Source organism: Burkholderia thailandensis E264, assembly GCF_000012365.1.
GTDB lineage: Bacteria > Pseudomonadota > Gammaproteobacteria > Burkholderiales > Burkholderiaceae > Burkholderia > Burkholderia thailandensis.
On the sequence record NC_007650.1, the window covers coordinates 2105336 to 2127943 of the forward strand.

Annotated in this window: 20 protein-coding genes; 8 read left to right on the top strand and 12 right to left on the bottom strand. The window is 69.2% G+C overall.

Features of this window, described 5'->3' with window-relative positions:
- Nucleotides 1-44: 44 nt before the first annotated feature.
- Entirely contained in the window at nt 45-254 is a 210-nt protein-coding gene (locus BTH_RS34385; RefSeq protein WP_009897785.1) for a hypothetical protein, read from the bottom strand.
- A gap of 4 nt (nt 255-258) precedes the next feature.
- Nucleotides 259-1497 carry an SfnB family sulfur acquisition oxidoreductase gene (locus tag BTH_RS08920; protein WP_009897786.1) on the bottom strand — a complete coding sequence of 413 codons (1239 nt, stop codon included), beginning with the start codon at nt 1495-1497 and terminating at the stop codon, nt 259-261.
- A gap of 64 nt (nt 1498-1561) precedes the next feature.
- On the opposite strand from BTH_RS08920, the gene BTH_RS35615 reads away from it, so the two are divergent.
- Nucleotides 1562-1816 (top strand): hypothetical protein, encoded by a 255-nt coding sequence (locus tag BTH_RS35615; RefSeq protein ID WP_080511386.1) that lies wholly within the window; start codon nt 1562-1564, stop codon nt 1814-1816.
- A 42-nt stretch (nt 1817-1858) separates the two neighbouring features.
- Nucleotides 1859-2212: a DUF3564 domain-containing protein gene (locus tag BTH_RS08925; protein ID WP_009897788.1), complete on the top strand. Its 354-nt coding sequence runs from the start codon at nt 1859-1861 to the stop codon at nt 2210-2212.
- Between the two features lie 395 nt (nt 2213-2607).
- Here BTH_RS08925 and BTH_RS08930 read toward each other — a convergent pair whose 3' ends face one another.
- Nucleotides 2608-3018 (bottom strand): nuclear transport factor 2 family protein, encoded by a 411-nt coding sequence (locus tag BTH_RS08930; RefSeq protein ID WP_201762868.1) that lies wholly within the window; start codon nt 3016-3018, stop codon nt 2608-2610.
- A 169-nt stretch (nt 3019-3187) separates the two neighbouring features.
- Entirely contained in the window at nt 3188-4177 is a 990-nt protein-coding gene (locus BTH_RS08935) for an AraC family transcriptional regulator (RefSeq protein ID WP_009897797.1), read from the bottom strand.
- Nucleotides 4178-4373: 196 nt separating this feature from the next.
- On the opposite strand from BTH_RS08935, the gene BTH_RS08940 reads away from it, so the two are divergent.
- The 3 genes from BTH_RS08940 (at nt 4374) to BTH_RS08950 (ending at nt 8082) form a co-directional block, all read left to right on the top strand.
- The gene (locus BTH_RS08940) at nt 4374-4835 is read left to right on the top strand and encodes a (2Fe-2S)-binding protein (RefSeq protein ID WP_009897798.1); all 462 of its coding nucleotides are present in this window, start codon (nt 4374-4376) and stop codon (nt 4833-4835) included.
- Between the two features lie 2 nt (nt 4836-4837).
- Nucleotides 4838-7066 (top strand): xanthine dehydrogenase family protein molybdopterin-binding subunit, encoded by a 2229-nt coding sequence (locus BTH_RS08945; protein WP_009897799.1) that lies wholly within the window; start codon nt 4838-4840, stop codon nt 7064-7066.
- A 554-nt stretch (nt 7067-7620) separates the two neighbouring features.
- Entirely contained in the window at nt 7621-8082 is a 462-nt protein-coding gene (locus BTH_RS08950; RefSeq protein ID WP_009897800.1) for a winged helix-turn-helix domain-containing protein, read from the top strand.
- A 43-nt stretch (nt 8083-8125) separates the two neighbouring features.
- On the opposite strand, the gene asnB is transcribed toward BTH_RS08950, so the two are convergent.
- Both asnB and BTH_RS08960 read right to left on the bottom strand, forming a co-directional pair.
- Nucleotides 8126-10096, bottom strand: a complete 1971-nt coding sequence (gene asnB, locus BTH_RS08955; RefSeq protein ID WP_009897801.1) for an asparagine synthase (glutamine-hydrolyzing) — start codon at nt 10094-10096, stop codon at nt 8126-8128.
- A gap of 217 nt (nt 10097-10313) precedes the next feature.
- Nucleotides 10314-11138: an autoinducer binding domain-containing protein gene (locus BTH_RS08960; RefSeq protein WP_009897802.1), complete on the bottom strand. Its 825-nt coding sequence runs from the start codon at nt 11136-11138 to the stop codon at nt 10314-10316.
- Nucleotides 11139-11591: 453 nt separating this feature from the next.
- Here BTH_RS08960 and BTH_RS08965 point away from each other — a divergent pair, with 453 nt between their 5' ends.
- A complete protein-coding gene (locus BTH_RS08965; RefSeq protein WP_009897803.1) occupies nt 11592-12482 on the top strand; it encodes a helix-turn-helix transcriptional regulator in 891 nt (296 codons plus the stop codon).
- Between the two features lie 352 nt (nt 12483-12834).
- Here BTH_RS08965 and treA read toward each other — a convergent pair whose 3' ends face one another.
- Entirely contained in the window at nt 12835-14523 is a 1689-nt protein-coding gene (gene treA / locus BTH_RS08975; RefSeq protein WP_009897811.1) for an alpha,alpha-trehalase TreA, read from the bottom strand.
- Between the two features lie 326 nt (nt 14524-14849).
- On the opposite strand from treA, the gene BTH_RS08980 reads away from it, so the two are divergent.
- Nucleotides 14850-16247: an MFS transporter gene (locus BTH_RS08980; RefSeq protein ID WP_009897814.1), complete on the top strand. Its 1398-nt coding sequence runs from the start codon at nt 14850-14852 to the stop codon at nt 16245-16247.
- A gap of 456 nt (nt 16248-16703) precedes the next feature.
- Nucleotides 16704-17915: a winged helix-turn-helix domain-containing protein gene (locus tag BTH_RS08985; protein ID WP_025404200.1), complete on the top strand. Its 1212-nt coding sequence runs from the start codon at nt 16704-16706 to the stop codon at nt 17913-17915.
- A gap of 247 nt (nt 17916-18162) precedes the next feature.
- On the opposite strand, the gene BTH_RS08990 is transcribed toward BTH_RS08985, so the two are convergent.
- The 5 genes from BTH_RS08990 to BTH_RS09010 form a co-directional block, all read right to left on the bottom strand.
- Entirely contained in the window at nt 18163-18381 is a 219-nt protein-coding gene (locus BTH_RS08990; RefSeq protein WP_009897817.1) for a DUF1653 domain-containing protein, read from the bottom strand.
- 90 nt (nt 18382-18471) lie between these two features.
- Nucleotides 18472-18930: a GNAT family N-acetyltransferase gene (locus BTH_RS08995; RefSeq protein ID WP_025369905.1), complete on the bottom strand. Its 459-nt coding sequence runs from the start codon at nt 18928-18930 to the stop codon at nt 18472-18474.
- A gap of 385 nt (nt 18931-19315) precedes the next feature.
- Nucleotides 19316-19900 (bottom strand): NnrU family protein, encoded by a 585-nt coding sequence (locus BTH_RS09000; RefSeq protein WP_009897821.1) that lies wholly within the window; start codon nt 19898-19900, stop codon nt 19316-19318.
- Between the two features lie 433 nt (nt 19901-20333).
- A complete protein-coding gene (locus BTH_RS09005) occupies nt 20334-20699 on the bottom strand; it encodes a TfoX/Sxy family protein (protein ID WP_009900842.1) in 366 nt (121 codons plus the stop codon).
- A 109-nt stretch (nt 20700-20808) separates the two neighbouring features.
- Nucleotides 20809-22248 (bottom strand): M20 family metallopeptidase, encoded by a 1440-nt coding sequence (locus BTH_RS09010; protein ID WP_009897826.1) that lies wholly within the window; start codon nt 22246-22248, stop codon nt 20809-20811.
- Between the last annotated feature and the right edge of the window lie 360 nt (nt 22249-22608).

Here is a 22608-nt window from a genome sequence, read left to right on the forward strand (position 1 = left end):
CGGCCGCGCGCAACGCGCAGCGACGATGCGACGATGCGCGGCGGCTATCGCGTCATGACCCGCCGCGGCGCGGCGGCGGCGTGTCGTTCAGCGAATAGTCGGCGACACGCGCTGTATTTCCCGCGCGCCGGATCGTCCGGCGCGCGCGTGCGTTGTGCGAGCGGCGATCGCGCGGGGGTTGCGTCGAGCGCGGCGGCGTCGCTCGAAACCGGTCGCGCCGCATGCGAGCCGGCCGGCCGCGTGATCGCGTTCATCGGTTCAGTTCCATGCGTGGCGCGCGGGCGCGACGCCGTTCAGATAGTAGTTGCCGACGAGGTGATACTTCCAGCGCACCGGATCGTGCAGCGTGTGCGTGCGCGCGTTGCGCCAGTGGCGGTCGAGCCCGTGCTCGGCGAGCGTCGCCTGCGTGCCGGCGAGCTCGAACAGCTTCTCGCTCGCGAGCAGCGCGATCTCGGTAGTCAGCACCTTCGCCTCGCCCACCGCGACCGATGCGCGCGCAACGTCGTCCTCCGACATGTCGCGCTGCCCGGCGAGTTCGTCGAGCGCGCGCGCCGCGCGCTCGAGCAGCGCATCGGCCGCGTGCAGCCGGATCACGAGGCGGCCCGTCTCGCGGATCGTCAGCGGATCGTCCGCCGCGCGCTCGACGCCGCTGTCGATCCACGGCCGCGAGCGCTCGCGCACGAAGCGCAGCGTGTCGTCGAGCGCCGCGCGCGCGATGCCCGCGTCGATCGCCGCCTGGAGGATCTGCGACAGCGGACCGTTCAGCGTCGGCAGATCCGACACGCGGTGCGCGGCGAACACGTGCGACGCCGGCACACGCACGTTGTCGAGCCGCACCGTGCCGCTCGCGGTCGTCCGCTGGCCGAAGCCCGACCAGTCGTCGATCACCGCGAGCCCCGGCGTGCCCTTCGGAATGTATGCGAGCCAGCTCTTGCGTTCGTCGTCGATGCCGAGCACCGGCACGTAATGCGCGAACAGCGCGCCCGTCGAGTAGAACTTCGTGCCGTCGACGCGATAGCCGTCGCCCTCGCGAATCACTTTCGTCTTCAGGTCGAGCACGCTCTTCGTGCCCCGCTCCGAGAAGCCGTTGCCGAACCGCTTGCCCTTCAGGATCTCGCCGAAGAACAGGCGCTTCTGCTCGTCGGTGCCCGTGAGCGCGATCACGTCGACGAGGCCGAAGTGGTTCTGCGGCAACTGGCCGAGCGACGGGTCGGCGGCCGCGACGAGCTTCACGACCTCGGTCAGCGTCACGTGCGACACGCCGGCGCCGCCGTACGCCTTCGGCACCGTGATCGCCCAGAGGCCCGATTGCGAGAACCAGTCGATTTCTTCGTAGGGCAGCCGGCGCTCGCGATCGCGATCGGCCGCGCCTTGCGCGAGCCGCGCGGCGAGCGTGCGCGCGGCGTCGATCGCCTCGGCGTCGCTCGCGATTAGATGCGCGTCTCGCGCGGGCTCGCCACGCGCGGGCTGGACGGTCGTCTCATCGATCGTGGACATGCGTGTCTCCGTTCAAGAACAAGGGACCAATCTATCAACGGGGCCTGCCGCGACCAACCGATCGATTCGGGAAACGTTATTCCGGACCCCGGAAAATGCGCATCGCGCGCGGCAAATCGACGCGTGCGATGACGCATTGCAATCGGAACAACATGACACGCGCATGCACGCATCGCTCATGAAAACACCTGATTGCGCAGACGGGTCCGCACACGGCACGCTATGCGCAACCGTTTCGCGCGCGTCGCCCAGTGCCGGGCGATGCGATCCGCGTCAATCTTTTCGCGACGCCGCTTGCGTTCCGCGTCAATCAATCTAGACTGAGAAAGCTCACCGGCTAACCTTCGAAAGGAGACGAAGCATGCGCCTCACCATTCGAATCAACGGCAGCGGTTCCTCTGCGCAGCAGTTCGCGGTCCTGTGGCTCGACACCGACGAGCAACTGTGGTCGCGCGAAGCGCATCAGGGCATCGATCTGCCGGCGTGGGGCAAGGTGAAGGACGTCGAAGGCGCGGTTGCGTTGTGTTCGGCCGACAGCGGCGAAGCGCTGTGCCGGCTGCAAGGATTGTCGTTCACGAACGTACAGCGTTCGTCCGACGAAGAGCACGGCGACGCGGTCCTCGGCGGCAAGAACCCGCAAGGCGCGTGGCGCCTGCAAGCGGTCGATTCGGCGTCGATCCAGCCCGAGCATCGGGAATTCACCGTCGTGCGCTGAACATGGCGCACGTGCGGCCGAACCGCACGCAACGCCGGGCGGGACGGCTCGCACGCGCAGCCGGTTTTCGAATCGGCGCGTCGATCGGCGGCGGACCTTCGAACCCCCACGACACATCACGTCAACCACACGGCGTTCGCGAAACAGGCGAACGCCGTTTTGTATCGTCGGCTCAATGGCCGGCGCTCTCATGTTCGGCGTTCGTGCGCCGCGCGCGGCGATCCGCGATTCGTCCCGCGCGCCGCCGTCAGGCGGACGTTTGATTTTTGCGACGCGCGTCGCACACGCGCCCACGCGTCACCGTGCCGGTTGAATACGTTGCGCGCGCCAGCACGGGCGCATGCAATGCGATCGCGCGCCCACGCGATCCGCCGCGCCGCATTCCATCCGTTCGCTCATTCGATCCGTTCGACGAGATGCGAGCGATCGTAGGGCGCGGCATACGGCTCGGGCCAGAACTCGACGATGCGCGCGATCTTCCCGTTCGCCACGGTGAAGAACGAAATCGCCCGCGCGCGCTGGACGCCGTCCGTGACCGACACGTCCGACACGGCCTCGCACGCGTCGCCGATCACGCGGCCGATCGTAAACGTCCACGGCCCGTGCGCCGGATACTCGCCATTGAGCAGCGCGAAGTTTCGGGCTCCGCGAATGCGCTCGTTCGATTGCGGCCACTCGAGCACGAAGTCGTCCGCGAGCACGGCCGCGACCGCGTGAAAATCGTTCGTGCCCATCAAGCGCCAGAACTCGCGCACCACGCCGGCAGCCGTTTCGAGGTTCGGATTCATTTCGATGTCCGTATTCATATTCACCGCCGCATTCTCGCGAGCGCCGCCGCTTCGCTCGTGCGCGCACGCATGCATGCACGCATGCACATGTGTCGCGCAATTCGCATGAGACGTGCGTCCCTCGCCGCGCATGCCGACTCAAGACCGACGTCTCACGCCGCGCGTCGGCCGCGGATCGCCGCGCGCATCACTCCTGGACGCTCGCGCCGTTGCGCCGCCTCAACTGCACGACGTCGCGCAACGGCGGTGCGCCGAACAGCCGGCTGTATTCGCGGCTGAACTGCGACGGGCTGTCGTACCCGACCCTGAGCGCAACCGAGCCGACGTCGCCGTGCTGGCCGAGCAGCAGCCGGCGCGCCTCGTGCAGCCGCAACTGTTTCTGATACTGGAGCGGGCTCAGCGTCGTCACGTGCTTGAAGTGATGATGCAGCGACGACACGCTCATGTTCACCTGCTGCGCGAGCGTCTCTACCCGGAGCGGCTCCGCGTAGTGATCGCGAAGCCATTCGATCGCGCGCGCGATCCGGTACGTCTGGCTGCCCGCGACCGCGATGTGCCGCAGCCGCGCGCCCTGCCCGCTCGTCAACAGCCGGTACAGCAGCTCCTTTTCGATCAGCGGCGCGAGGATCGGAATATCGGCTGGAGTATCGAGCAATCGCACGAGCCGCAGCGCCGCGTCGAAGAGCGGCTCGGACAGCGCGCCGACGACGATCCCCTCGCCCGTCGGCACCGCGTCCGGCGGCGGCATCCGCATCTCGGCCGCGAGTTCGGCGATGCGCTGCACGTCGAGCGCGATCTTCACGCACAGATACGGCGCATCGGCCGACGCGCGCGTGACCTGCGACAGCATCGGCAGATCGACCGACGTGACGAGGCACTGCTGATGATCGTATTCGTACGCCTGCCCGGCGACCGTCACCCGCTTCGCGCCCTGCGCGGCGAACACGAACGCGGCGCGCGTGACGCTGCAGCCGAGGTCGACGGGCGACGAGCAGCGAAAGAACGACAGCGCGGGAATCGCGCTCGGGTGCGCGCCGTCGGCGGGCGCGAAGCGGCCGATCAGCGCGGCGAGCTCGCGGCGCGCGGCCTCGCGCGGCGCGAGTGGCGGCAGCCGCGCGTCGGGCCGGGGCGACGCCGCGTGCGCGGCCGATTCGGGTGGGGTATAGCGCTGATCCATCGGCAATGAGCGAGCGTCGGTGTCGTGATCGTAGCAGGCGCGGATACGGGCGACGCGGCGGCCGCCCGTGGCCCTCGGGATTTGCAGGATTGTTCAATATTTTTGCAGGATTGTGTAAACGCAGCGGCGGTCCGTCCCTCACACTGCCGGCTATCACCCGGCGCCAAGTCCGGGCATTCCCCCACGGAGATTGTCCATGTCTACCTCGTTTGTGCTGAACGGCAAGAACCTGACGCTGGACGCCGATCCCGCGATGCCGCTCCTCTGGGCGATCCGCGAGGACGCGGGCCTGCACGGCACGAAGTTCGGCTGCGGCGCGGCGCAGTGCGGCGCGTGCACCGTGCATCTCGAAGGCCAGGCGGTGCGCTCGTGCGTGCTGCCGCTCGCGGCCGTCGCCGGCAAGCGCGTGACGACGATCGAAGGGCTCGCCAGCAAGCCCGCGAAGGCCGTCCAGGCCGCATGGATCAAGCTGCAGGTGCCGCAGTGCGGCTACTGCCAGTCCGGCCAGATCATGTCGGCGACCGCGCTCCTCGAACAGAACCCGGCGCCCACCGACGCCGACATCGACGCCGCGATGAACGGCAACATCTGCCGTTGCGCGACCTACACCCGAATCCGCGCCGCGATTCACGAAGCGGCCGCCACCCTGAAGGCCTGACGATGACGACCGACCTCGATCTCCCGAATGCGGCGCGCGCGTCCCGCCGCACGTTCCTGAAGGCCGCCGGCGCCGCCGCGGCCGTCGGCCTCACGATCGGCTTCGAATGGCGCGACGCGAGCCGCCCGGCGCTCGCCGCGACCGCCCCCGCGGCCGACGCGGGCTCAGCCGGCGCGTTCGCGCCGAACGCATTCCTGCGCGTCGCGCCGGACAACAGCGTGACCGTGATCGCGAAGCACGTCGAGATGGGCCAGGGCGCGTACACCGGCATCGCGACGATCGTCGCCGAGGAGCTGGATGCGAACTGGCGCGACGTGCGCGTCGAGAGCGCGCCCGCCGACGCATCGCGTTACGCGAACCTGCAGTTCGGCAAGCTGCAGGGCACGGGCGGCAGCTCGGCGATGGCGAACTCGTGGACGCAGTTGCGCGAGGCGGGCGCGAAGGCTCGCGCGATGCTCGTGTCGGCGGCCGCCGCGCAATGGAACGTGCCCGCCGCTGAACTGACGACCGGCGACGGCATCGTGCGACATGCGGCGAGCGGGCGCGAGGCGACCTACGGCTCGCTCGCCGCGGCCGCAGCCGCGCTGCCCGTGCCGGACAAGGTCACGCTGAAGTCGCCGCGCGACTTCCGCCTGATCGGCAAGCCGGTGCCGCGCGTCGACGCGCTCGCGAAATCCAACGGCACCGCGCAGTTCACGATCGACGTGACGATGCCCGGCATGCTCGTCGCGCTGCTGCAGCGCCCGCCCGTGTTCGGCGGCAAGGTGAAGTCGTTCGACGCGGCCGCGGCGAAGGCGGTGCCAGGCGTCGTGTCGGTCGTGCAGGTCGAGCGCGGCGTCGCGGTCGTCGCGAAGGGATTCTGGGCCGCGAAGCAGGGCCGCGACGCGCTGAAGGTCGAATGGGACGATTCGGGCGCGGAGAAGCGCAGCTCCGACGCGATCATGCGCGAGTACCGGCAGCTCGCCGAGCGGCCGGGCGCATCCGCGCGCCGCGACGGCGACGTCGACCACGCGCTCGCCGGCGCGGCGCGGCGGATCTCCGCGTCGTACGAGTTTCCGTACCTCGCGCACGCGCCGATGGAGCCGCTCGACGCGGTCGTGAAGCTCACGGCCGACAGCTGCGAGATCTGGGCGGGCGACCAGTTCCAGACGATCGACCAGGGCAACGCGGCGCGCGTCGCGGGGCTCGATCCGTCGAAGGTCAAGATCCACACGCTGTATGCGGGCGGCAGCTTCGGCCGGCGCGCGAACGCGTGGTCGGACTACGTCGTCGAGGCCGTGTCGATCGCGAAGGCGCTCGGCGCGAACGGCACGCCCGTCAAGCTGCAATGGACGCGCGAGGACGACATCCACGGCGGCCTCTACCGGCCGATGTACTTCCACAAGCTCGACGCGGCGCTCACGAAGGACGGCAAGCTCGTCGGCTGGCGGCACCGCATCGTCGGCCAGTCGATCCTCGCCGGCACGCCGTTCGAGCCGGTGATGGTGAAGAACGGGATCGACCAGACGTCGGTCGAGGGCGCGGCGAACCTGCCGTATGCGGTGCCGAACGTGTCGGTCGAGCTCACGACGACGCAGTCCGCCGTGCCGGTGCTGTGGTGGCGCGTCGTCGGCAGCTCGCACACCGCGTATGCGGTCGAGGCGTTCGTCGACGAGGCCGCCCACGCGGCGGGCAAGGACCCGTACCTGTTCCGCCGCGACCTGCTCGCGCACGCGCCGCGCCTGAGGGCCGTGCTCGAGCTCGCCGCAGAAAAGGCGGGCTGGGAACCGGGCAAGCCGCTGCCGAAGGGCCGCGGGCGCGGGATCGCGGTTGCCGAGGCGTTCAAGAGCTACGTCGCGCAGGTCGCGGAGGTGTCGGTCGACGAGCATGGCGGCGTGAAGGTCGAGCGCGTCGTCTGCGCGGTCGACTGCGGGACCGCGATCAATCCGGACATCGTCGCCGCGCAGATGGAGGGCGGCATCGGCTTCGGGCTCGGCGCGGTGCTGCACGGCGCGATCACGCTGAAGGACGGCAAGGTCGAGCAGAACAACTTCGACGGCTACCGTGTGCTGCGGATCGCCGAGATGCCGAAGGTCGAGGTGCACATCGTGCCGTCGGGCGAGGCGCCGACGGGGGTCGGCGAGCCCGGCGTCGCGCCGATCGGCCCGGCCGTCGCGAACGCGATCTTCGCGGCGACGGGCAAGCGGCACTACGCGCTGCCGTTCCCGGCCGCCGGAGAAACGACGGCTTGACGGGCGGACTGGTGCGGCCGGCGCGCGTCGTCGGCCGCCGTCCGCCATGCTTGCCGGCCCGCGCGAAACCGGCGAAGCGCCTCGCCAGACGGGGCGTCCCGGACAGGGCGTCCGGAACCCGTCGCCCTCCACGCGCCGCGGCGGACAAGCCCGTCCCAACGGGACGGGCCGAACCGGCCCCCCGCACGGATCGTTCCCGCCGCCCCTCGCATCCCGCAGAAGGAAGCGCGTCGCGCCCGCCTTCGCCGCGGCGGCCGAACCCGTCCGTTCGCCCGCCCCAATTCCTCCCCTCGCACGTTACGTCGCCGGTCGCCCGGACGTAACACGAACGCCCGTGCTACGTAACACACCTTCAACCGGTTTCAGATTGTTACAGATCAGGCGCTGCCACAAGCGATTGCCGCTCGCGAGAAAACGCTTTCGATTCATGCACTTGAACCATAAAAAAGACCTTTCGCAACGTTTGCCTGCTGCATCGCGCCAACCTGGCCCGACACTTGCAGTAATGCTCGTCGTGTCGTTCGCCCATCCATCTGCGAATCGCGAGGATCATCATGGATTGCAAGTATCTGTACATCGACAACATCAAAATCAACTTTGTCCGCCGCGTCATCGAGATCGATGGCGAAGCGATCAGCCTGACCCCGCGCGAGTTCGACGTCGTCGAATTCCTGCTCGACAACATGAACAAGGTCGTGTCGCGCCAGGCGATCCAGGAAGCCGTGTGGGGCCGCGAGCTCGCGGTGTCCTCGCGCACGCTCGACACGCACGTGTCGCGCATCCGCTCGAAGCTCGGCCTCGATTTCGACAAGAACATGCGGATCATTCCGATCTACTCGATCGGCTACCGGCTCGTGCTGTTCGGCGCGGCGACGACGCGCGTCGAGCAGCACGACGAGCAGCACGCAGTGCACGCCGACGCGCCTCGCCTCGCCGCCGATGCGGCCGTGCCGGCCGCGCCGCTCGCGCGCCCGTCCGCCGCGCCGCACGTCGAGCGCTTCGCCGAATACCACTGAGCGGCCCGCGCCGCCGCGCAAACGGGTTCGTGCGCGCGGCGGCCTACTCGGCGCGCTGCCGCTCGAGCCACGCCTGGAACATCAGCACCGTCCAGAGCGGATGCTGCCAGTTCATCCGGCCCGACTGGTGCTGCCGCCACAGCCGCTCGACGCGCGTCGCGTCGAGATAGCCTTCGTCGCGCAGGCGCGCGGGGCGCAGCAGCTCCGCCGCCCAGTCGCTCAGCTCGCCGCGCAGCCACGCGCCGACGGGCGCGCAGAAGCCCTGCTTCGGCCGGTCGATCAGCGGCCGCGGCACGTAGCGGTACAGCAGCTTGCGCAGCAGCCACTTGTCCTGCCCGTCCGGGATGCGCAGCGCCTCGGGCAGCCGCCACGCGAACTCGACGACGCGATGATCGAGAAACGGCATCCGCGTCTCGAGGCTCACCGCCATCGCCGCGCGATCGACCTTCGTCAGGATGTCGGTCGGCAGATACGTGAGCGTGTCGACGGCCATCGCCTGCTCGGCGAACGACAGCCCGGCGGGCCAAGCGCCCGGCGTGTCGATCAGCGTCTGCGGCTCGTGCCCCGCGAGCGTGAAGCGCTCCGGATGGTGGACCGACGACATCAGCAGCCGATACAGCGATGCGCGGCTGTCCGCCGTCATCACGTTCGCGAGCTTGTGCAGGCGATCGCCGACGCGCGGCGACGCGTCGCGCTGCGCGGCCGCGCTCCACGCGCCCTGCACGAGCGCGGCGATCTGATCGGCATGGTCGGGCCGCAGCGCGTGCAGCGCGGCCGCGATCCGCATCCGCACCGCGGCCGGCACGCGGCGCAGCCGCCCCCATAAGCGCGGCGTCAGGAAATAGCGCGTGTAGCCGCCGAACAGTTCGTCACCGCCGTCGCCCGACAGGCTCACCTTCACGTGGCGGCGCGTGAGCTCGGAGACGAGCAGCGTCGGAATCTGCGACGAATCGGCGAACGGCTCGTCGTAGACGCTCGGCATGCGCGGGACCGTCGCGAGCACGTCGGACGGCTTCACGTAGAGCTCGGTGTGCGACGTGCCGAGATGCCGCGCAACCGCCTTCGCATAGCCAGCCTCGTCGTAGCCCGCCTCGTGGAAGCCGATCGTAAACGTCTGCACCGGCTGCGCGGTCTGCGTCTGCATCAGCGCGACGATCACCGACGAATCGACGCCCCCCGACAGGAACGCGCCAAGCGGCACGTCGGCGACCGACTGCTCGGCGATCGCATCGCGCAACACGTGATCGAGCTGCGCGACGGCGGCGTTCGCGTCGCCGTCGAACGGATTCGCGCGGCCCGCCGCGATCACGCGGTCGAGCGACCAGTAGCGGCGCGGCGCGGGCTCGTCGCCCAAGCCCTCGTGCTGCACGTAGGTGCCGGGCGGCAGCTTGCGGATGCCTTCGTAGATCGTGTACGGCGCGGGCACGCTCGCGTGGCGCAGATACAAACACAGCGCGTTGCGGTCGATCGGATGCGCGCCGAAGCCCGGAAAGCGCCGCAGCGCCTTCAGCTCGGAGCCGAACACGAACGAGCCGCCGATGCGGCCGTAATAGAGCGGCTTCTCGCCGATGCGATCGCGCGCGAGCGTGAGCACGCGCGATTCGCGGTTCCACAGCGCGAGCGCGAACATTCCGACCGCCTTTTGCAGCGCGCGATCGATGCCCCACGCGGAGAACGCCGCGAGCAACACTTCGCTATCCGAATGACCTCGCCACTCGGGCGCGCGATGCTCGCGCTCGAGCTCGCGGCGCAACTCGCGAAAGTTGTAGATCTCGCCGTTGAACGTCATCGCGTAGCGACCGCACGCGGACGGCATCGGCTGATGTCCATGCTCGGACAAATCGACGATCGACAGGCGCCGATGGCCGAGCGCGACGCCCGCATCGGGATCGATCCACAAACCGGTATCGTCCGGGCCGCGATGCGCGAGACTGTCCGTCATTCGCGCGAGGGTCGCCCGGGCCGTCTCCGGTGCGCATGCGACAGGGCCAACGAAGCCGCTGATTCCGCACATGACGAATTTCTCGTTCGAATGGTGAAAGGGTATGGCCTGACGGACGGCCGGCGCCCGTCGGTTGGGCGCATATTACGAAGAAAATATTCGTCAATTATTCCGGCTTGCAGCGGTCATTTTTTTACAGTGAAAAATTAATTCGCTCGTAAGCGGTTTTGTATACGATGCGCCGGTCTGTTGCGCCGCGTCATCCAACTTGCATGCGATGCGCGCATCGTCAGCCGCGCAAGCGTCGCGCCGCGAGATACGCGAGCTGCGCACGGTTGCGCGCATTGAAGCGCTTCTCGAGCATGCGGATCTGCGCGCCGACGCGATGCAGCGACGTGCCGAGCGCGTTCGCGATTTCCTGATCGGACAGGCCGTGCACGAGCCGCTCGAGCACCGCCGCTTCGTCGCGCTCGAGCACGATCGCGCGCGCGCCGCCGACGCGCGCATCGAGATGCGGCTGCGCGGCGCGATGCACGTCGAGGCTCAATGCGAGCGCGCAGCCGATCACGCGATCGTCGAGCGAACCGTCGTGCGCCTCCGACGCGAGGCTCACCGCGACGCGCAAATCGAGATGCGGCACCGGCCAGCAGAAGATCACGCCGCTGTGCATTGCATGCGCACGCAACGAATTCACGAGCGCATGCATGCGCCGCTCGCCCGTGCGGCGCGCATGCGCGTCGAGCTCGTCGAGCCGCCACGCGATCGGCGTGACGCCTTGCCGCCATTCGGCGAAGCGCGGATCGACTTCGAACAGCCGGCCCTCGACGTACGCGCGCAAGAACGACACGGGCGCGAAATCGCGCAGCAGATACGCGGCGAGCATCTGCTGGCCGATCAGCTCGAACGCGCCGTAGCAGAGCGTCGTGAAGCCGGCCGCGCGCAAGCGCGCGTCGCAGTGCGCGACGTCGAACGCCGCGCGGCGCGGCCCATCCGGCGATGCGGCGAACGACGAAACGGGAGGATGCGCGTCGTGCTGTGCGAATCCGCCACGCGATGCGGCGAGCTCGGCATGCGAGAACCATTCGATGCGCGGAGCGCTGTCAGCAATTGTCATGGAGGGGAAAGCCGGCTTCTTGTGTTCGCGATGCTGTTGCGCAGGAACCCCGACAAGCAAGTGGTCTTTGATCCGCGCTTTCGTGTGGCTGCCGAGCGCGGTTAGTATTACAAGATATTACGCGCAAGCGCGCGGCTTTGTACAATGCCTACGCTCGCGATTCGGGCGCGACGCGCGACGTCTCGGTGCCGGATGCGAACGCGCGTTTGCAACATGCGCGTCGGCGACATGCGCGTTTGCAACATGCGCGCGAATGCCGCTGTCGACGATGCACGCGGCGGAACGCACCCGCACCGCAGACGCCGCAAGCGCGAACGCGCACGTCACCGGTCACTCGCGCCGCGAGCAGGAAGGCCGCGTACGCGTCCGTCACGAGCGCGCACGTTGCGATCGCACACCGCGTCCGTCCGTTCGATCGAGCGGCGCCGGACCTACGCCGCGAGGTTTTTCGTTATGTCGGACATTGCAGTGCAGGAAGAGGCCGCCGTCGCGGCAGTCGCGCGCCCCGTATCGCGCGCGACTCCGTGCGGCGCGACGGGCGACGCACGGACGATCGACGTCGTCTGGTGCGGCCACGCGCGGCGCGCGGCCGATGCGAAGCCGCGCTTCGCGCCGCGCCTGGGCATCGCGGAGATGCTCGCGAGCGCGCGCGGCACCGCCGAATGCGGCCGCATCGCGACGAGCCTGCTGCGGCTGATGGGCTTCGCGACATTCGCCTATTTCGCGCTCGAGTTCACGCGCGACGACGCCGAATGCCTGTACCTGCACGAAGCGTTCACGCCCGCCGCGTATCGCGGCGATTACGTGCGCCGCCGCCATCACGACGTCGATCCGCGGATGCTCGGCACGCGCGCGTCGAGCATGCCCGTCGTCTGGGACCTGCGGCAGCTCGCGCGCGATCACGCGGCGCGCGGCTCGGACGCGCTCGACGGCTTCCTGCGCGTGATGCACGACGACGACATGTGCAGCGGCGTGATGTATTCGATGCCCGTGCCGGGCACGCGCGTGCATGCGTTCGCGAGCTTCACCGCACCGCGCCGCTCGCGCGACTGGATTTCGTCGGCGACGCTCGAGCAGGTGCTGGCGCTCGGCTTGTCGGTGCACCGGTTCGCGGCGCCGCAGTTGATCGCGTCGGCGCGCGAGCGCGCGGCCGAGCGCCTCACGCCGTTCGAGCGCGAACTGCTCGTCGGCATTGCCGAAGGCGCATCCGACAAGGAGATCGGCCGGCGGCTCGACACCAGCGCGCACAACGTCGATTACCATCTGCGCAAGCTGCGCAAACGCTTCGGCGTCGCGAACCGGATTCAGTTGACTTATTTCGCGTCGTCGCGCGGGCTGATCTGATGCGCGCGATTGTGCTCGATTGAGCGCGGCGCGCAGCCGCGCGCAATCGCGCTCGAAAGAAGGCCGCTGCCGCGAGTCGGGTCGATGACAACGGCGACAGCAACGACAGCAACGAACAACGGGCGACGCCCCCCGAACGGCGAACGCGAAGCGCCGGCATTCGGCGGGCGACAAGCGAAACGCGCGGCGGGCGGCGCCTGCATGACCGTGACGCGCTCGGCGAAGCGCGCCCGGCCGACGGTCGCGGGCCGCGACCCGGCATCGCTTCGCCGATGATCGTTGCACACGCAACCCATGGATGCGGCGCAAGCGACTCGCCGAAGCCCGCGCCCCCCGCGCGTCACGTCGCGCGTCAGCCGCCGTACAGGTCGAGCAGCTTGAGCGTCACGCCGTTGGTCCAGCCGAAGCCGTCCTGTAGCGGATACTCGCCGCCGCCTCCGCCCCCCGTGCCCGCGCCTTCGACGATGTACTTCTCGACAAGCTTGCCCTGCGCCGCGTACACGCCCTTCACGTCGGCGAGGAAGCGCGTGCCGATCTCGTCGGCGAGCGACTTCTCGCCGTAGTGCCGCAGCCCGATGAGCGCGATCCAGTGCAGCGGAGCCCAGCCGTTAGGCGCATCCCATTGTTGCGCCGTATCGTAAGTCGTCGTCGCGAGCCCGCCCGGCTTGAGCAGCGTCTTCCGCACGTTCTTCGCGGTCTGCTTTGCGCGCTCCGGCCACGCAACGCCCGCGAACAGCGGATACAGCGCCGCCGCCGACAGGTTGTCGCGCGGCTTGCCGAGCTTCCAGTCGTAGTCGCCGTAATAGCCGTTGCGGTTCCACAGATAGCGGTTGATCGCAACCGCGCGCTTGCCGGCGCGGCCGGCGAACTCGGCGACGCACGCGAAATCGCGCGTCACCGCGCAGCCCTTCACGATCGTCGTCTCGAGGTTGAACATCAGGCTGTTCAGGTCGACGGGCACGATCGCGGTGGTGCGGATCGTCGCGAGCGTGCGGCCGTCGCCGAACCAGCGCGAGCTGAAGTCCCAGCCGCTCTCGGCCGCCGCGCGCAGGTCGCGCCACACTTGCGGCGCCGGCCGGCCGCTCGCCTGCTGCGCGGTCTTCACGTCCTCGAGGTACGACTCGTCGCGCGGCGTGTCGCTCGCGTCCCAGTAGCGGTTCAGCACCGAGCCGTCCGGCATCGCGACGACGTTGCGCGCCGCCTGGCCGCGCGGCGTCGTGCGCTCGCCCTGCATCCAGTATGCGTACTCCTTGCGCAGCGCGGGCAGGTACTTCTGATAGACGCCATTGCCCTCGACCTTCGCCGCGAGCGTCACCATGTACGCGAAGAACGGCGGCTGCGAGCGGCTCACGTAATAGCTGCGGTTGCCGTTCGGCACATGGCCGACGGTGTCGATCAGGTACGCGAAGTTCTCGAGCATGTCGTCGACGAGATCCTCGCGGCCCGACTCCTGCAAGCCGAGCATCGTGAAGTACGTGTCCCAGTAGTAGCCCTCGCGGAAGCGCCCGCCCGGCACCACGTACGGTTTAGGCAGCGCAATCAGCGAGCTGTACGGCTGCGCGGCCGTCGTCGTGCGCGTGAGCTTCGGCCACAGCCAGTCGATGTGCTCGCGCAGCGTCTGGTTCGGCGGCGGCGTCACCGACTGGTCCGACGGCGGTGTGAAGTACTGCGCGACGAACGCCTTCAGCGAGAAACCCGGCTGCCCCTTCTGCTGCTCGTACAGCCGGACGATCGTCGCGGGATCGGTGTTCGGCGTCGAATCGACGAAGGTCTTCTGGTCTTCGAAGATCTGCGCGGTTTGCACCGCAACAAAGAGATCGCCGTAGAGCTGGCTCGGCGGCGGCGGGATCGACGCGGCGCTCGGCGCGGACGCGGCGCTCGACACGGCCGCGGATGCGTGCGACGAGTCGGCACGGGCGAGCGTCGCATTCGTGCAGCCGATGCCGGCCGCGGCGACGAGCGCGAGCCACGCGGGTGCGCTCAGCAGGCGGCGATAGAACGGATTTTCAACATGAAGCGGGCGATGCCGCGGCGTGACCATATCTCCTCCTCCCCTTTTCGAGATGAACGGCAATATGGTCTCCTGGTCGCGCGGGCCCGGCGCGTCGCGGCGTTGCTCTGTTGTATGCCGCGGCGGGCAGATTCGCACGAAATCCAGCGCTCAGGCAAGCGGTTCTTCGCACATAACGCGCAAATTGCCGTGCGCCGCGCGCGGCGCGGGCCGGTTTCGCCGCGCTCGCCCGCCGCGTCGAATCCCGATCGCCCGCCGCGCGCGAAACGGCGACGCGCGGCGGCAGCACGTCGTTGCGCGCGCAAGCATGCTGCAACAATCGATGCAATAATGGCATCTTTACACGCGTCGTTGCCATGCCGTCCGCCATCTACGCTTTCATCGCACCGCTGATCGTCGCTTGCGCGTTGTTCATGGAGAGCGTGGATGCCAACATCATCGTCACGGCGCTGCCCGCGATGGCGCGCGACTTCGGGCAGAACCCCGTCACGCTGAACATCGCGATCACGAGCTACGTCGTCGGCCTCGGCGTGTTCATCCCGATCTGCGGATGGCTCGCCGACCGCTTCGGCGCGCGCACCGTGTTCCGCACCGCGATCGGCATCTTCGTCGCCGGCTCGCTGCTGTGCGCGGCGTCGAACAATCTCGAGCTCTTCACGTTCGCGCGCTTCGTGCAAGGCGTCGGCGGCGCGATGATGGTGCCCGTCGGGCGCATCATCATCTTCCGCGCGGTGCCGCGCTCGGAGCTCGTGCGCGCGATGAACTACCTGAGCGTGCCCGCGCTCTTCGGGCCCGCGGCAGGGCCGCTCCTCGGCGGCTTCATCACGACGTACCTGCACTGGCGGCTGATCTTCTTCATCAACGTGCCGATCGGCATCCTCGGCATCTACCTCGCGAACAAGCACATCGCGAACACGCACGAACTCGATCCCGGCCCGCTCGACTGGTTCGGCTTCGTTCTGTCCGCCGCCGGTGCGGCGCTCCTGCTGATGGGCCTCACGCTGCTCGACGGCGCGCTCGTCACGCGCGGCGCCGCGCTCGCGATGGGCGCGACGGGCGCAGCGCTGCTCGGCGGCTACGTGCTGTATGCGCGGCGCGTCGAGCGGCCGGTGCTCGATCTGCGCTTCCTGCGCATCCCAACCTATCACGCGAGCGTCGTCGGCGGCTCGCTGTTCCGGATCGGCCTCGGCGCGGTGCCGTTCCTGCTGCCGCTCGCGCTGCAGGAAGGGCTCGGCATGAGCGCATTCCATTCCGGCGCGATCACCTGCGCGTCGGCCGTCGGCGGCGCGTTCACGCGGCTGCTCGCGCCGCGCACGCTCAAGCGTTTCGGCTTTCGCACGGTGCTGATGTACAACGCGGCGTTCGCCGGGCTCGCGATCGCCGCATACGGCGTGTTCCATCCCGGCATGCCGACGCTCGCGATCTGGCTCATCGTGCTGGTCGGCGGCGTGTTCCCCGCGCTGCAGTTCACGAGCCTCAATTCGATGATCTACGCGGAGATCGCGTCGCGCGACGCGGGCCGCGCAACGAGCCTCGGCAGCGTCGTCCAGCAGATGTCGCTCGGCCTCGGCGTGACGGTCGCGGCGCTCGTGCTGCACGTGTCGCATTGGGCGCAGGGGCATCCGACGATGGTCTGGTCGGACTTCTGGCCGGCGTTCGTCGTGGTCGGACTGTGCTCGTTCGCGTCGATTCCGATCACGCGCCGGCTGCCGCCGAACGCGGGCGACGAGGTGGCGCGCGGCAAGCGCGGCTGAAGCGAGCGGCGCGGCCGAAGCGCTCAGGAAAACGAAGCAAGTGGGAAAGCGTGCGGAAGTGATGCGCGGCGACGGACGGAATTGCCGGCTGGAATTGGGCCGCCGAAAATCCGTCGCCCCAAAAAAATCGGCGGACATCCACTCGGGGCCGGCTGAAAGCCGCATGGATGTCCGCTTGAACGGCTCCGGCCGCCTCGACGGGGGTGAGGCGCCCGGACTCGCTTCCTGCGTGCCATAGAGGTATCGTGCGTCGGAAGCAGAGTGCTGTGTCGATGAGACTATAAGGAAACTTCCGAAAGACTTCTGTCAACGATTGTCAGACGCCCGCGCGACAATGCTTCGCCGCGCACGGCGGCGCTTGGCGGCGCTTGGCGGCGCTTGGCGGCGCGCAGCGCGATGCGCCGATTCGCGCTACAGTGGCGCATCCGTTTCCACCCGCCCTTTCCTGCGCCGCTCGTGACCGCCCCGCTCTCGATCGCCTCCGCCCGCGCGCTGCACCTCGCCGCGCAGGGGCTCCTGACGCCGCCTCGCCGCAAGGCGGTCAAGGCCGACGTGCTCGCCGCCATCCGGCGGATGGCCCAGTTGCAGATCGACACGATCCACGTCGTCGCGCGCAGCCCGTATCTCGTGCTGTTCAGCCGGCTCGGCGCGTATGCGCCGCAATGGCTCGACGAGCATCTCGCCGATGCGAGACTGTTCGAATACTGGTCGCACGAAGCGTGCTTCCTGCCGATCGAGGATTTCGGGCTGATGCGCCACAAGATGCTCAACCCCGTCGGCATGGGTTGGAAATACGCGGCCGAGTGGCACGCGAAGCATCGCGACGCGATCGACGCGCTGCTCGCGCACGTCCGCGCGAGCAGCCCCGTGCGCTCCGCCGATTTCGCGCGCGGCGCCGGCAAGGGCAACGGCTGGTGGGACTGGAAGCCCGAGAAGCGGCATCTCGAAGTGCTGTTCTCGACCGGGCAATTGATGGTTGCCGAGCGGCGCAACTTCCAGCGCGTCTACGACGTCGCCGAGCGCGTGCTGCCGCACTGGGACGACGCGCGCGACCTGCCGCCGCGCGAAACGGTGCTGCCGCGCCTCGTCGGGAACACCTGCCGCGCGCTCGGCATCGTGCGCGCGGACTGGGTCGCCGATTATTACCGGCTGCCGAAGCGCTCGTATCGCGACGAATTGCATGCGCTCGCGAACGCGGGCGAGCTGCTGCCTGTCGCGGTCGAAGGCTGGAGCGCGGACGCGTTCGTGCATCGCGAGTTCGCGCCGCTCGTCGACGCCGCGCGCGACGGCGCGCTGCACCCGACGGTCACGACGCTGCTGTCGCCGTTCGATCCGGTCGTCTGGGACCGGCGGCGCGCGTCGGCGCTGTTCGGCTTCGACTACACGATCGAGTGCTACACACCCGCGCACAAGCGCCGCTACGGTTACTTCTGCCTGCCGATCCTGCACCGCGGGCGGCTCGTCGGGCGCATCGACGCGAAGGCGCATCGCGCGCAACGCGTGTTCGAGCTGAAGGCGGTGCACATCGAGCCGGGCGTGCGGGTCGGCGCGGGACTCGCGGCCGACGTCGGGCGCGCGATCCGCAAGCTCGCCGACTGGCACGAGACGCCCGTCGTCGAGGCCGGCAACGCACCGAAGGAGATCGCGCGGGCGATCGGTGCGGATTGAGTCATCGGGCTCAGGCAAGGACCGCGTGCGGCGAGCAGGCGTGAAGTCGCGCGCCGCCGCAGCAGCCACGCGAAGCGAAATGCGCGACGCAAGCGGCCGCGCGCGGCGACACGCAAATGAACGAGGCCCGGCGTGCCGCTACCGCCCCGGCTGCGCACGAACGCGCACGATCCGGCGCAGCGCGCGACATGCGTGCGCCGGCGGGCGCGTCGCGAATGCGCCGCAACGCACATGCCGATCCGCTCGCTCAGTCGCCCAACTTGCGAAAACGCGGCGTGCCGTCGGCGAGCGTCTCGTTGAACATCGCCTCGGGACGCACCCAGAGGCTGTGCTCCTTCGGCCACAGCTGTTCGTAGACGACGAGCCGCTCTTCCGTCTCCGAATGCCGCGCGACGCCGATCACGCGATACAGCCCGCCCTTGTAATGACGATGCGTCGCGATGCGCTCGGCTTCCTGCTCGGTCATGATGCGCTCCATGAAAATCAACGAGCGCGTATTGTATGCGCGGCGCGCCCGGCGCGGCGGCACGACGGCCGCGGCGCCCGACAGCCTCGCTCAGCGCGCGCACGCATGCGGCTGCGCATAGACGCCGGGCCGATGCAGCTCCATCCAGCGCTCAGGATGTGCGGGCGCGGTGAAACCGACCGTGCGATACAGCGCGTGCGCGTCGCTCGTGACGAGCGCGACGCGGCGCAGCGCGCGCACCGCGTCCTGCGCGAACACGTGGTCGATCAGCGCGCGGCCGTAGCCCTTGCCGCGATGCTCGCTTAGCACGAATACGTCGCACAGGTACGCGAACGTCGCGTGATCGGTGACGAGACGCGCGAAGCCGACGAGCCGTGCGTCGAGATACGCGCCGAAGCACAGCGATCCGGCGATCGCCCGCTCCACCACATCGCGCGGAATGCCCTTCGACCAGTGCGCCTCGTCGCGCAGGAATGCATGGATCGTGTCGATGTCGAGTTCGGCCTTGTCGGCCGAAAAGCGCAGCGCGGACGTCGATGAGGTGGACACGGCGGAGCTCCGAACGCAAAACGTCGATGGCGAATGTTTCCGACGATAGCGCGAAGCGGCCGCGTTCAACAAGAGGCGCCGCAACGCCATGCGTTTCGCGGCACGCCTCGCATGCGAAAACGCGCGGATGACGGGCCGCGCGCGATGCAGGCGCGCGGGCAGCGCGACGAGCACGACGAACACGACGATCCGCCGGGCCTGCGGCGAATCCCGCGAGAAGCCGGTCGCGCAACAGGCATGCCCGCGGGCCGCGGCGCCCGGCGACTCTCAGGCCTGCGTTGCGGACTGCGACTATCCGGGCAACCGCCATGCGGCCGATATCCCGTGCATCGGTCAGGGAACCGGCCACCACCTCGTCGCGCTTCGGCAGCCGCCGCCCGCGCCGTCATGCGAACGGGCGCACGCCGATCAGCCATCCGTGCAGCACGAACGCGAACAGCGCCCACGCGGCAAGGCCCACGACGATCGCGATGCCGTCGCGCACCGGCGAGCCGGCCGGATAGCGCACGCCGTCGCGCCGATCGCGCGCGCGCGACGCGATGAAATCGACGAACGCCCACACGAAGAACACGGCGAACAGCAGCTCCGCATGCAGCGTGCCGTTCGCGAGCAGATGCGCGCCCGCCCACACCATCACGCCCGCGAGCATCGGATGGCCGACGAGCGCCTTGATGCGCGTGCCCGGCACGTAAGCCGCCACGAGCAGCACGAATGCGATCGCGGTCAGGAGCGCCGTCAGATGCCGGATGCCGATCGGCGGAAACCACAGCGACGCCGTGTCCGCGCGCGCGAGCCCGTAGCCCCAGACGATCAGCGCGAATCCGACCACCGACGCGAGCGCATACATCCCCTTCCAGCGCGGCTCGCCGAGCGCCGCAATTTGCGCGGCGCGCCAATCGCCCGCGACCAGCCGAATCGAATGCGTACCCAGGAAGATCACCAAACCGAGAATCAGGACGAGCATGAACATGTCTCCAGGTGGGGAAATCTTGTTGTCGGTCGAACCGGCATATGCCGCCGTGCATCGTACACCGCATGCCGCACGCGTTTGCATCCTCCGTACCGTCGTGCGCCGTGTGCGCGGCGGCGCGGGCATCGCGCCCTTTGCGATCGATCGGCGCGCTCGACTGCGCGCTTGCGTCGCTCGCCCGCGCATGCCGCCGCCGGCTGCGCCGGCTTCGCGCGCGACCTGACGGCGGCGCTTGCATGCGCCGAAGCGGCTTGCGCACGCCCATCGAGACGCGGCGCGACGGCCGATGCCTGCGGTCTCGCGCTCAAGCGATCTCACGCGCGATCACGATGCCGTCCCGGCCGAGCCCGCGGCTTCGCCGCCTCGCCATCGCGCACACCGTACACCATTGCGCGCGCGGGCGCGCGTCGCGCGGCGGCGTGCCGCAGCCTCGCTACTTCCGCTTCGCGCGACGCGCGCCCGCGCCCGCGCGAACCGCCGCGCGATACGCGTCGCGACACCAGTCGCGCAGCATGCCGACGTCTTCGAGCACGTCGGCGGGCGTTTCGTAATAGCCGCCGACGACGACCGTGCGCGTGCGCCCCGGATACGAGAACGGCCGCATGCCCGCGCGCTCGAACGCCGCGCGAGTGTCGTCGTCGACGCGCAGAAACAGCGATCCTGCATGAACGAAGCCGAACAGCACGCCGTCGAGCCTGAGCGACGCGCCGCTGAAGAAACGCGCGACCCCGATCGGCCCGAGCGCGTCGAGCTGCTCGGCAAGCTCGTCCGCGCGCAGCTTTTCCGCTTTCCAGTTCATCGCAATCCGCGTCGCCGCGCCGCGCGCGAGCGAACGTCCATCGTCGCGCCGCCCGCCGTGCGCGACGATGCGACCGTCATCGGAAGAGGAAAAAGAATCGGCACGCGCGTCAACGCGCGGCGGCGATCACGTCGGCCACCGCGGCCGTCAGCTTCTTCGCGTACGGCACGTGCAGGAACTCGTTCGGCCCGTGCGCGTTCGATTTCGGGCCGAGCACGCCGCACACCATGAATTGAGCGGACGGAAAACCTTCGTGCAGCACGTTCATCAGCGGGATCGTGCCGCCGAGGCCCATGTACGCGCAGTCGGCGCCGAAGTGCCGGCGCGACGCGTCGTCGAGCGCCGCGCCGAGCCACGGCGCGACGTCCGGCGCATTCCAGCCGGTCGCCGCGCCCGCGTCGGGCTTGAACGTGACCTTCGCGTTGTACGGCGGATCGAGCTCGAGCAACGCCTTCAGGTGCTGCACCGCCTGCGCGGCGTCGACGAGCGGCGGCAGCCGCAGCGACAGCTTGAACGCGGTGCGCGGCCGCAGCACGTTGCCCGCGTTCTCGAGCGCAAGCAACCCCTGCGCGCCCGTGACGGACAGCGACGGCCGCCACGTCGAATTCAGAAGCGCCTCGCGCGGATCGGCCGTGGTCGGCAACACCGGCTTGCCGTCCTGCCCGCACGCCCACGGCAGCCCCTTCCACACGGCGTCGCCGAGAATCGACGCGGCCGCTTCGGTCTCGCGCAAGCGGCTCGCCGGCACCTCGCAGTGAAACGACGACGGCAGCAGATTGCCGGTCGCCGCGTCCTCGAGCCGCTCGAACAGTTGACGCATCACGCGGAAGCTCGACGGCGCGACCCCGCCGTACACGCCCGAATGCACACCCTCTTCGAGCACCTCGACCTGCAGATCGCCCGACACGAGCCCGCGCAGCGACGTCGTGAGCCAAAGCTGATCGTAATTGCCGGCGCCCGAATCGAGGCACACGACAAGGCTCACGTCGCCGAGCCGTGTGCGCAGCGCGTCGACGTACGGCAGCAGATCGTAGCTGCCCGACTCCTCGCAGGTCTCGATGAGGCCGACGCAGCGCGGCCGCCCGATGCCCTGCGCGTCGAGCGCGCCGAGCGCCGCGAGGCTCGCGTAGATCGCATAGCCGTCGTCCGCGCCGCCGCGGCCGTACAGCTTGCCGCCCTCGAACTTCGGCGTCCACGGGCCGAGATCCGCGCGCCAGCCGTCGAATTCGGGCTGCTTGTCGAGATGGCCGTACAGCAGGATCGTGTCGGTGCTGCCCGCGCGCGTCGCCGGCGTCTCGAAGAAGATCACCGGCGTGCGGCCGGCAAGCCGCACGATCTCGACCTTCAGCCCCTTCACCGGCTGCCGCTCGGCCCATTGCGCGGCGTCGACGACGACGCGCTCGATGTAGCCGTGCTTCGCCCAGCCGGGATCGAACGCGGGGCTTTTCGCGGGCACCGCGATGTAGTCGGTCAGCGCGTGCAGGATCTCGTCGTTCCATTTGCGCTCGATGAAATCGGCGAGGCGGTCGTGGTCGATGGCGGTGGTCATGGCGCGGAGCAGACGAACGGTCTGACGGATGTGAAGTGGCGATAATAGCGCCGATGCGCCCGGTTACGCACGCGTCGAGAAAGCGACCGGCGTTGTGCGATGCAACTCGAGCGGGCACCCGTCGCGCCGGGACGCGCGCCGATCTCGTGGAAGACGGCGTGATCGACTGCCAAGGCATCGCCGATCATCGCCGGGAACCCGTCGTGGCGATGCGTCGGGATTGCGTGAGATCGCGATAGCGTGTTCGGGGCGGGCGCGGTTGCAATCGGCGCCTGCCGCGCGAGCGCTTGCGACGCGCGCTCACCAAGTCCGTATTGACGGCGCGCGTGCCTGCGACATGCGTGTCTCGTGAAGTGCATT

What these genes read in the sequence shown, in the direction of transcription:
- BTH_RS08930 (WP_201762868.1), bottom strand. Translation starts at nt 3,018, where the DNA reads ATGAATACGGACATCGAAATGAATCCGAACCTCGAAACGGCTGCCGGC.
- BTH_RS09010 (WP_009897826.1), bottom strand. Translation starts at nt 22,248, where the DNA reads ATGACCACCGCCATCGACCACGACCGCCTCGCCGATTTCATCGAGCGC.
- BTH_RS08920 (WP_009897786.1), bottom strand. Translation starts at nt 1,497, where the DNA reads ATGTCCACGATCGATGAGACGACCGTCCAGCCCGCGCGTGGCGAGCCC.
- asnB (WP_009897801.1), bottom strand. Translation starts at nt 10,096, where the DNA reads ATGTGCGGAATCAGCGGCTTCGTTGGCCCTGTCGCATGCGCACCGGAG.
- BTH_RS09000 (WP_009897821.1), bottom strand. Translation starts at nt 19,900, where the DNA reads ATGTTCATGCTCGTCCTGATTCTCGGTTTGGTGATCTTCCTGGGTACG.
- BTH_RS08940 (WP_009897798.1), top strand. Translation starts at nt 4,374, where the DNA reads ATGTCTACCTCGTTTGTGCTGAACGGCAAGAACCTGACGCTGGACGCC.
- BTH_RS08950 (WP_009897800.1), top strand. Translation starts at nt 7,621, where the DNA reads ATGGATTGCAAGTATCTGTACATCGACAACATCAAAATCAACTTTGTC.
- BTH_RS08990 (WP_009897817.1), bottom strand. Translation starts at nt 18,381, where the DNA reads ATGACCGAGCAGGAAGCCGAGCGCATCGCGACGCATCGTCATTACAAG.
- BTH_RS08960 (WP_009897802.1), bottom strand. Translation starts at nt 11,138, where the DNA reads ATGACAATTGCTGACAGCGCTCCGCGCATCGAATGGTTCTCGCATGCC.
- BTH_RS34385 (WP_009897785.1), bottom strand. Translation starts at nt 254, where the DNA reads ATGAACGCGATCACGCGGCCGGCCGGCTCGCATGCGGCGCGACCGGTT.
- BTH_RS08935 (WP_009897797.1), bottom strand. Translation starts at nt 4,177, where the DNA reads ATGGATCAGCGCTATACCCCACCCGAATCGGCCGCGCACGCGGCGTCG.
- treA (WP_009897811.1), bottom strand. Translation starts at nt 14,523, where the DNA reads ATGGTCACGCCGCGGCATCGCCCGCTTCATGTTGAAAATCCGTTCTAT.
- BTH_RS08980 (WP_009897814.1), top strand. Translation starts at nt 14,850, where the DNA reads ATGCCGTCCGCCATCTACGCTTTCATCGCACCGCTGATCGTCGCTTGC.
- BTH_RS09005 (WP_009900842.1), bottom strand. Translation starts at nt 20,699, where the DNA reads ATGAACTGGAAAGCGGAAAAGCTGCGCGCGGACGAGCTTGCCGAGCAG.
- BTH_RS08925 (WP_009897788.1), top strand. Translation starts at nt 1,859, where the DNA reads ATGCGCCTCACCATTCGAATCAACGGCAGCGGTTCCTCTGCGCAGCAG.
- BTH_RS08945 (WP_009897799.1), top strand. Translation starts at nt 4,838, where the DNA reads ATGACGACCGACCTCGATCTCCCGAATGCGGCGCGCGCGTCCCGCCGC.
- BTH_RS08965 (WP_009897803.1), top strand. Translation starts at nt 11,592, where the DNA reads ATGTCGGACATTGCAGTGCAGGAAGAGGCCGCCGTCGCGGCAGTCGCG.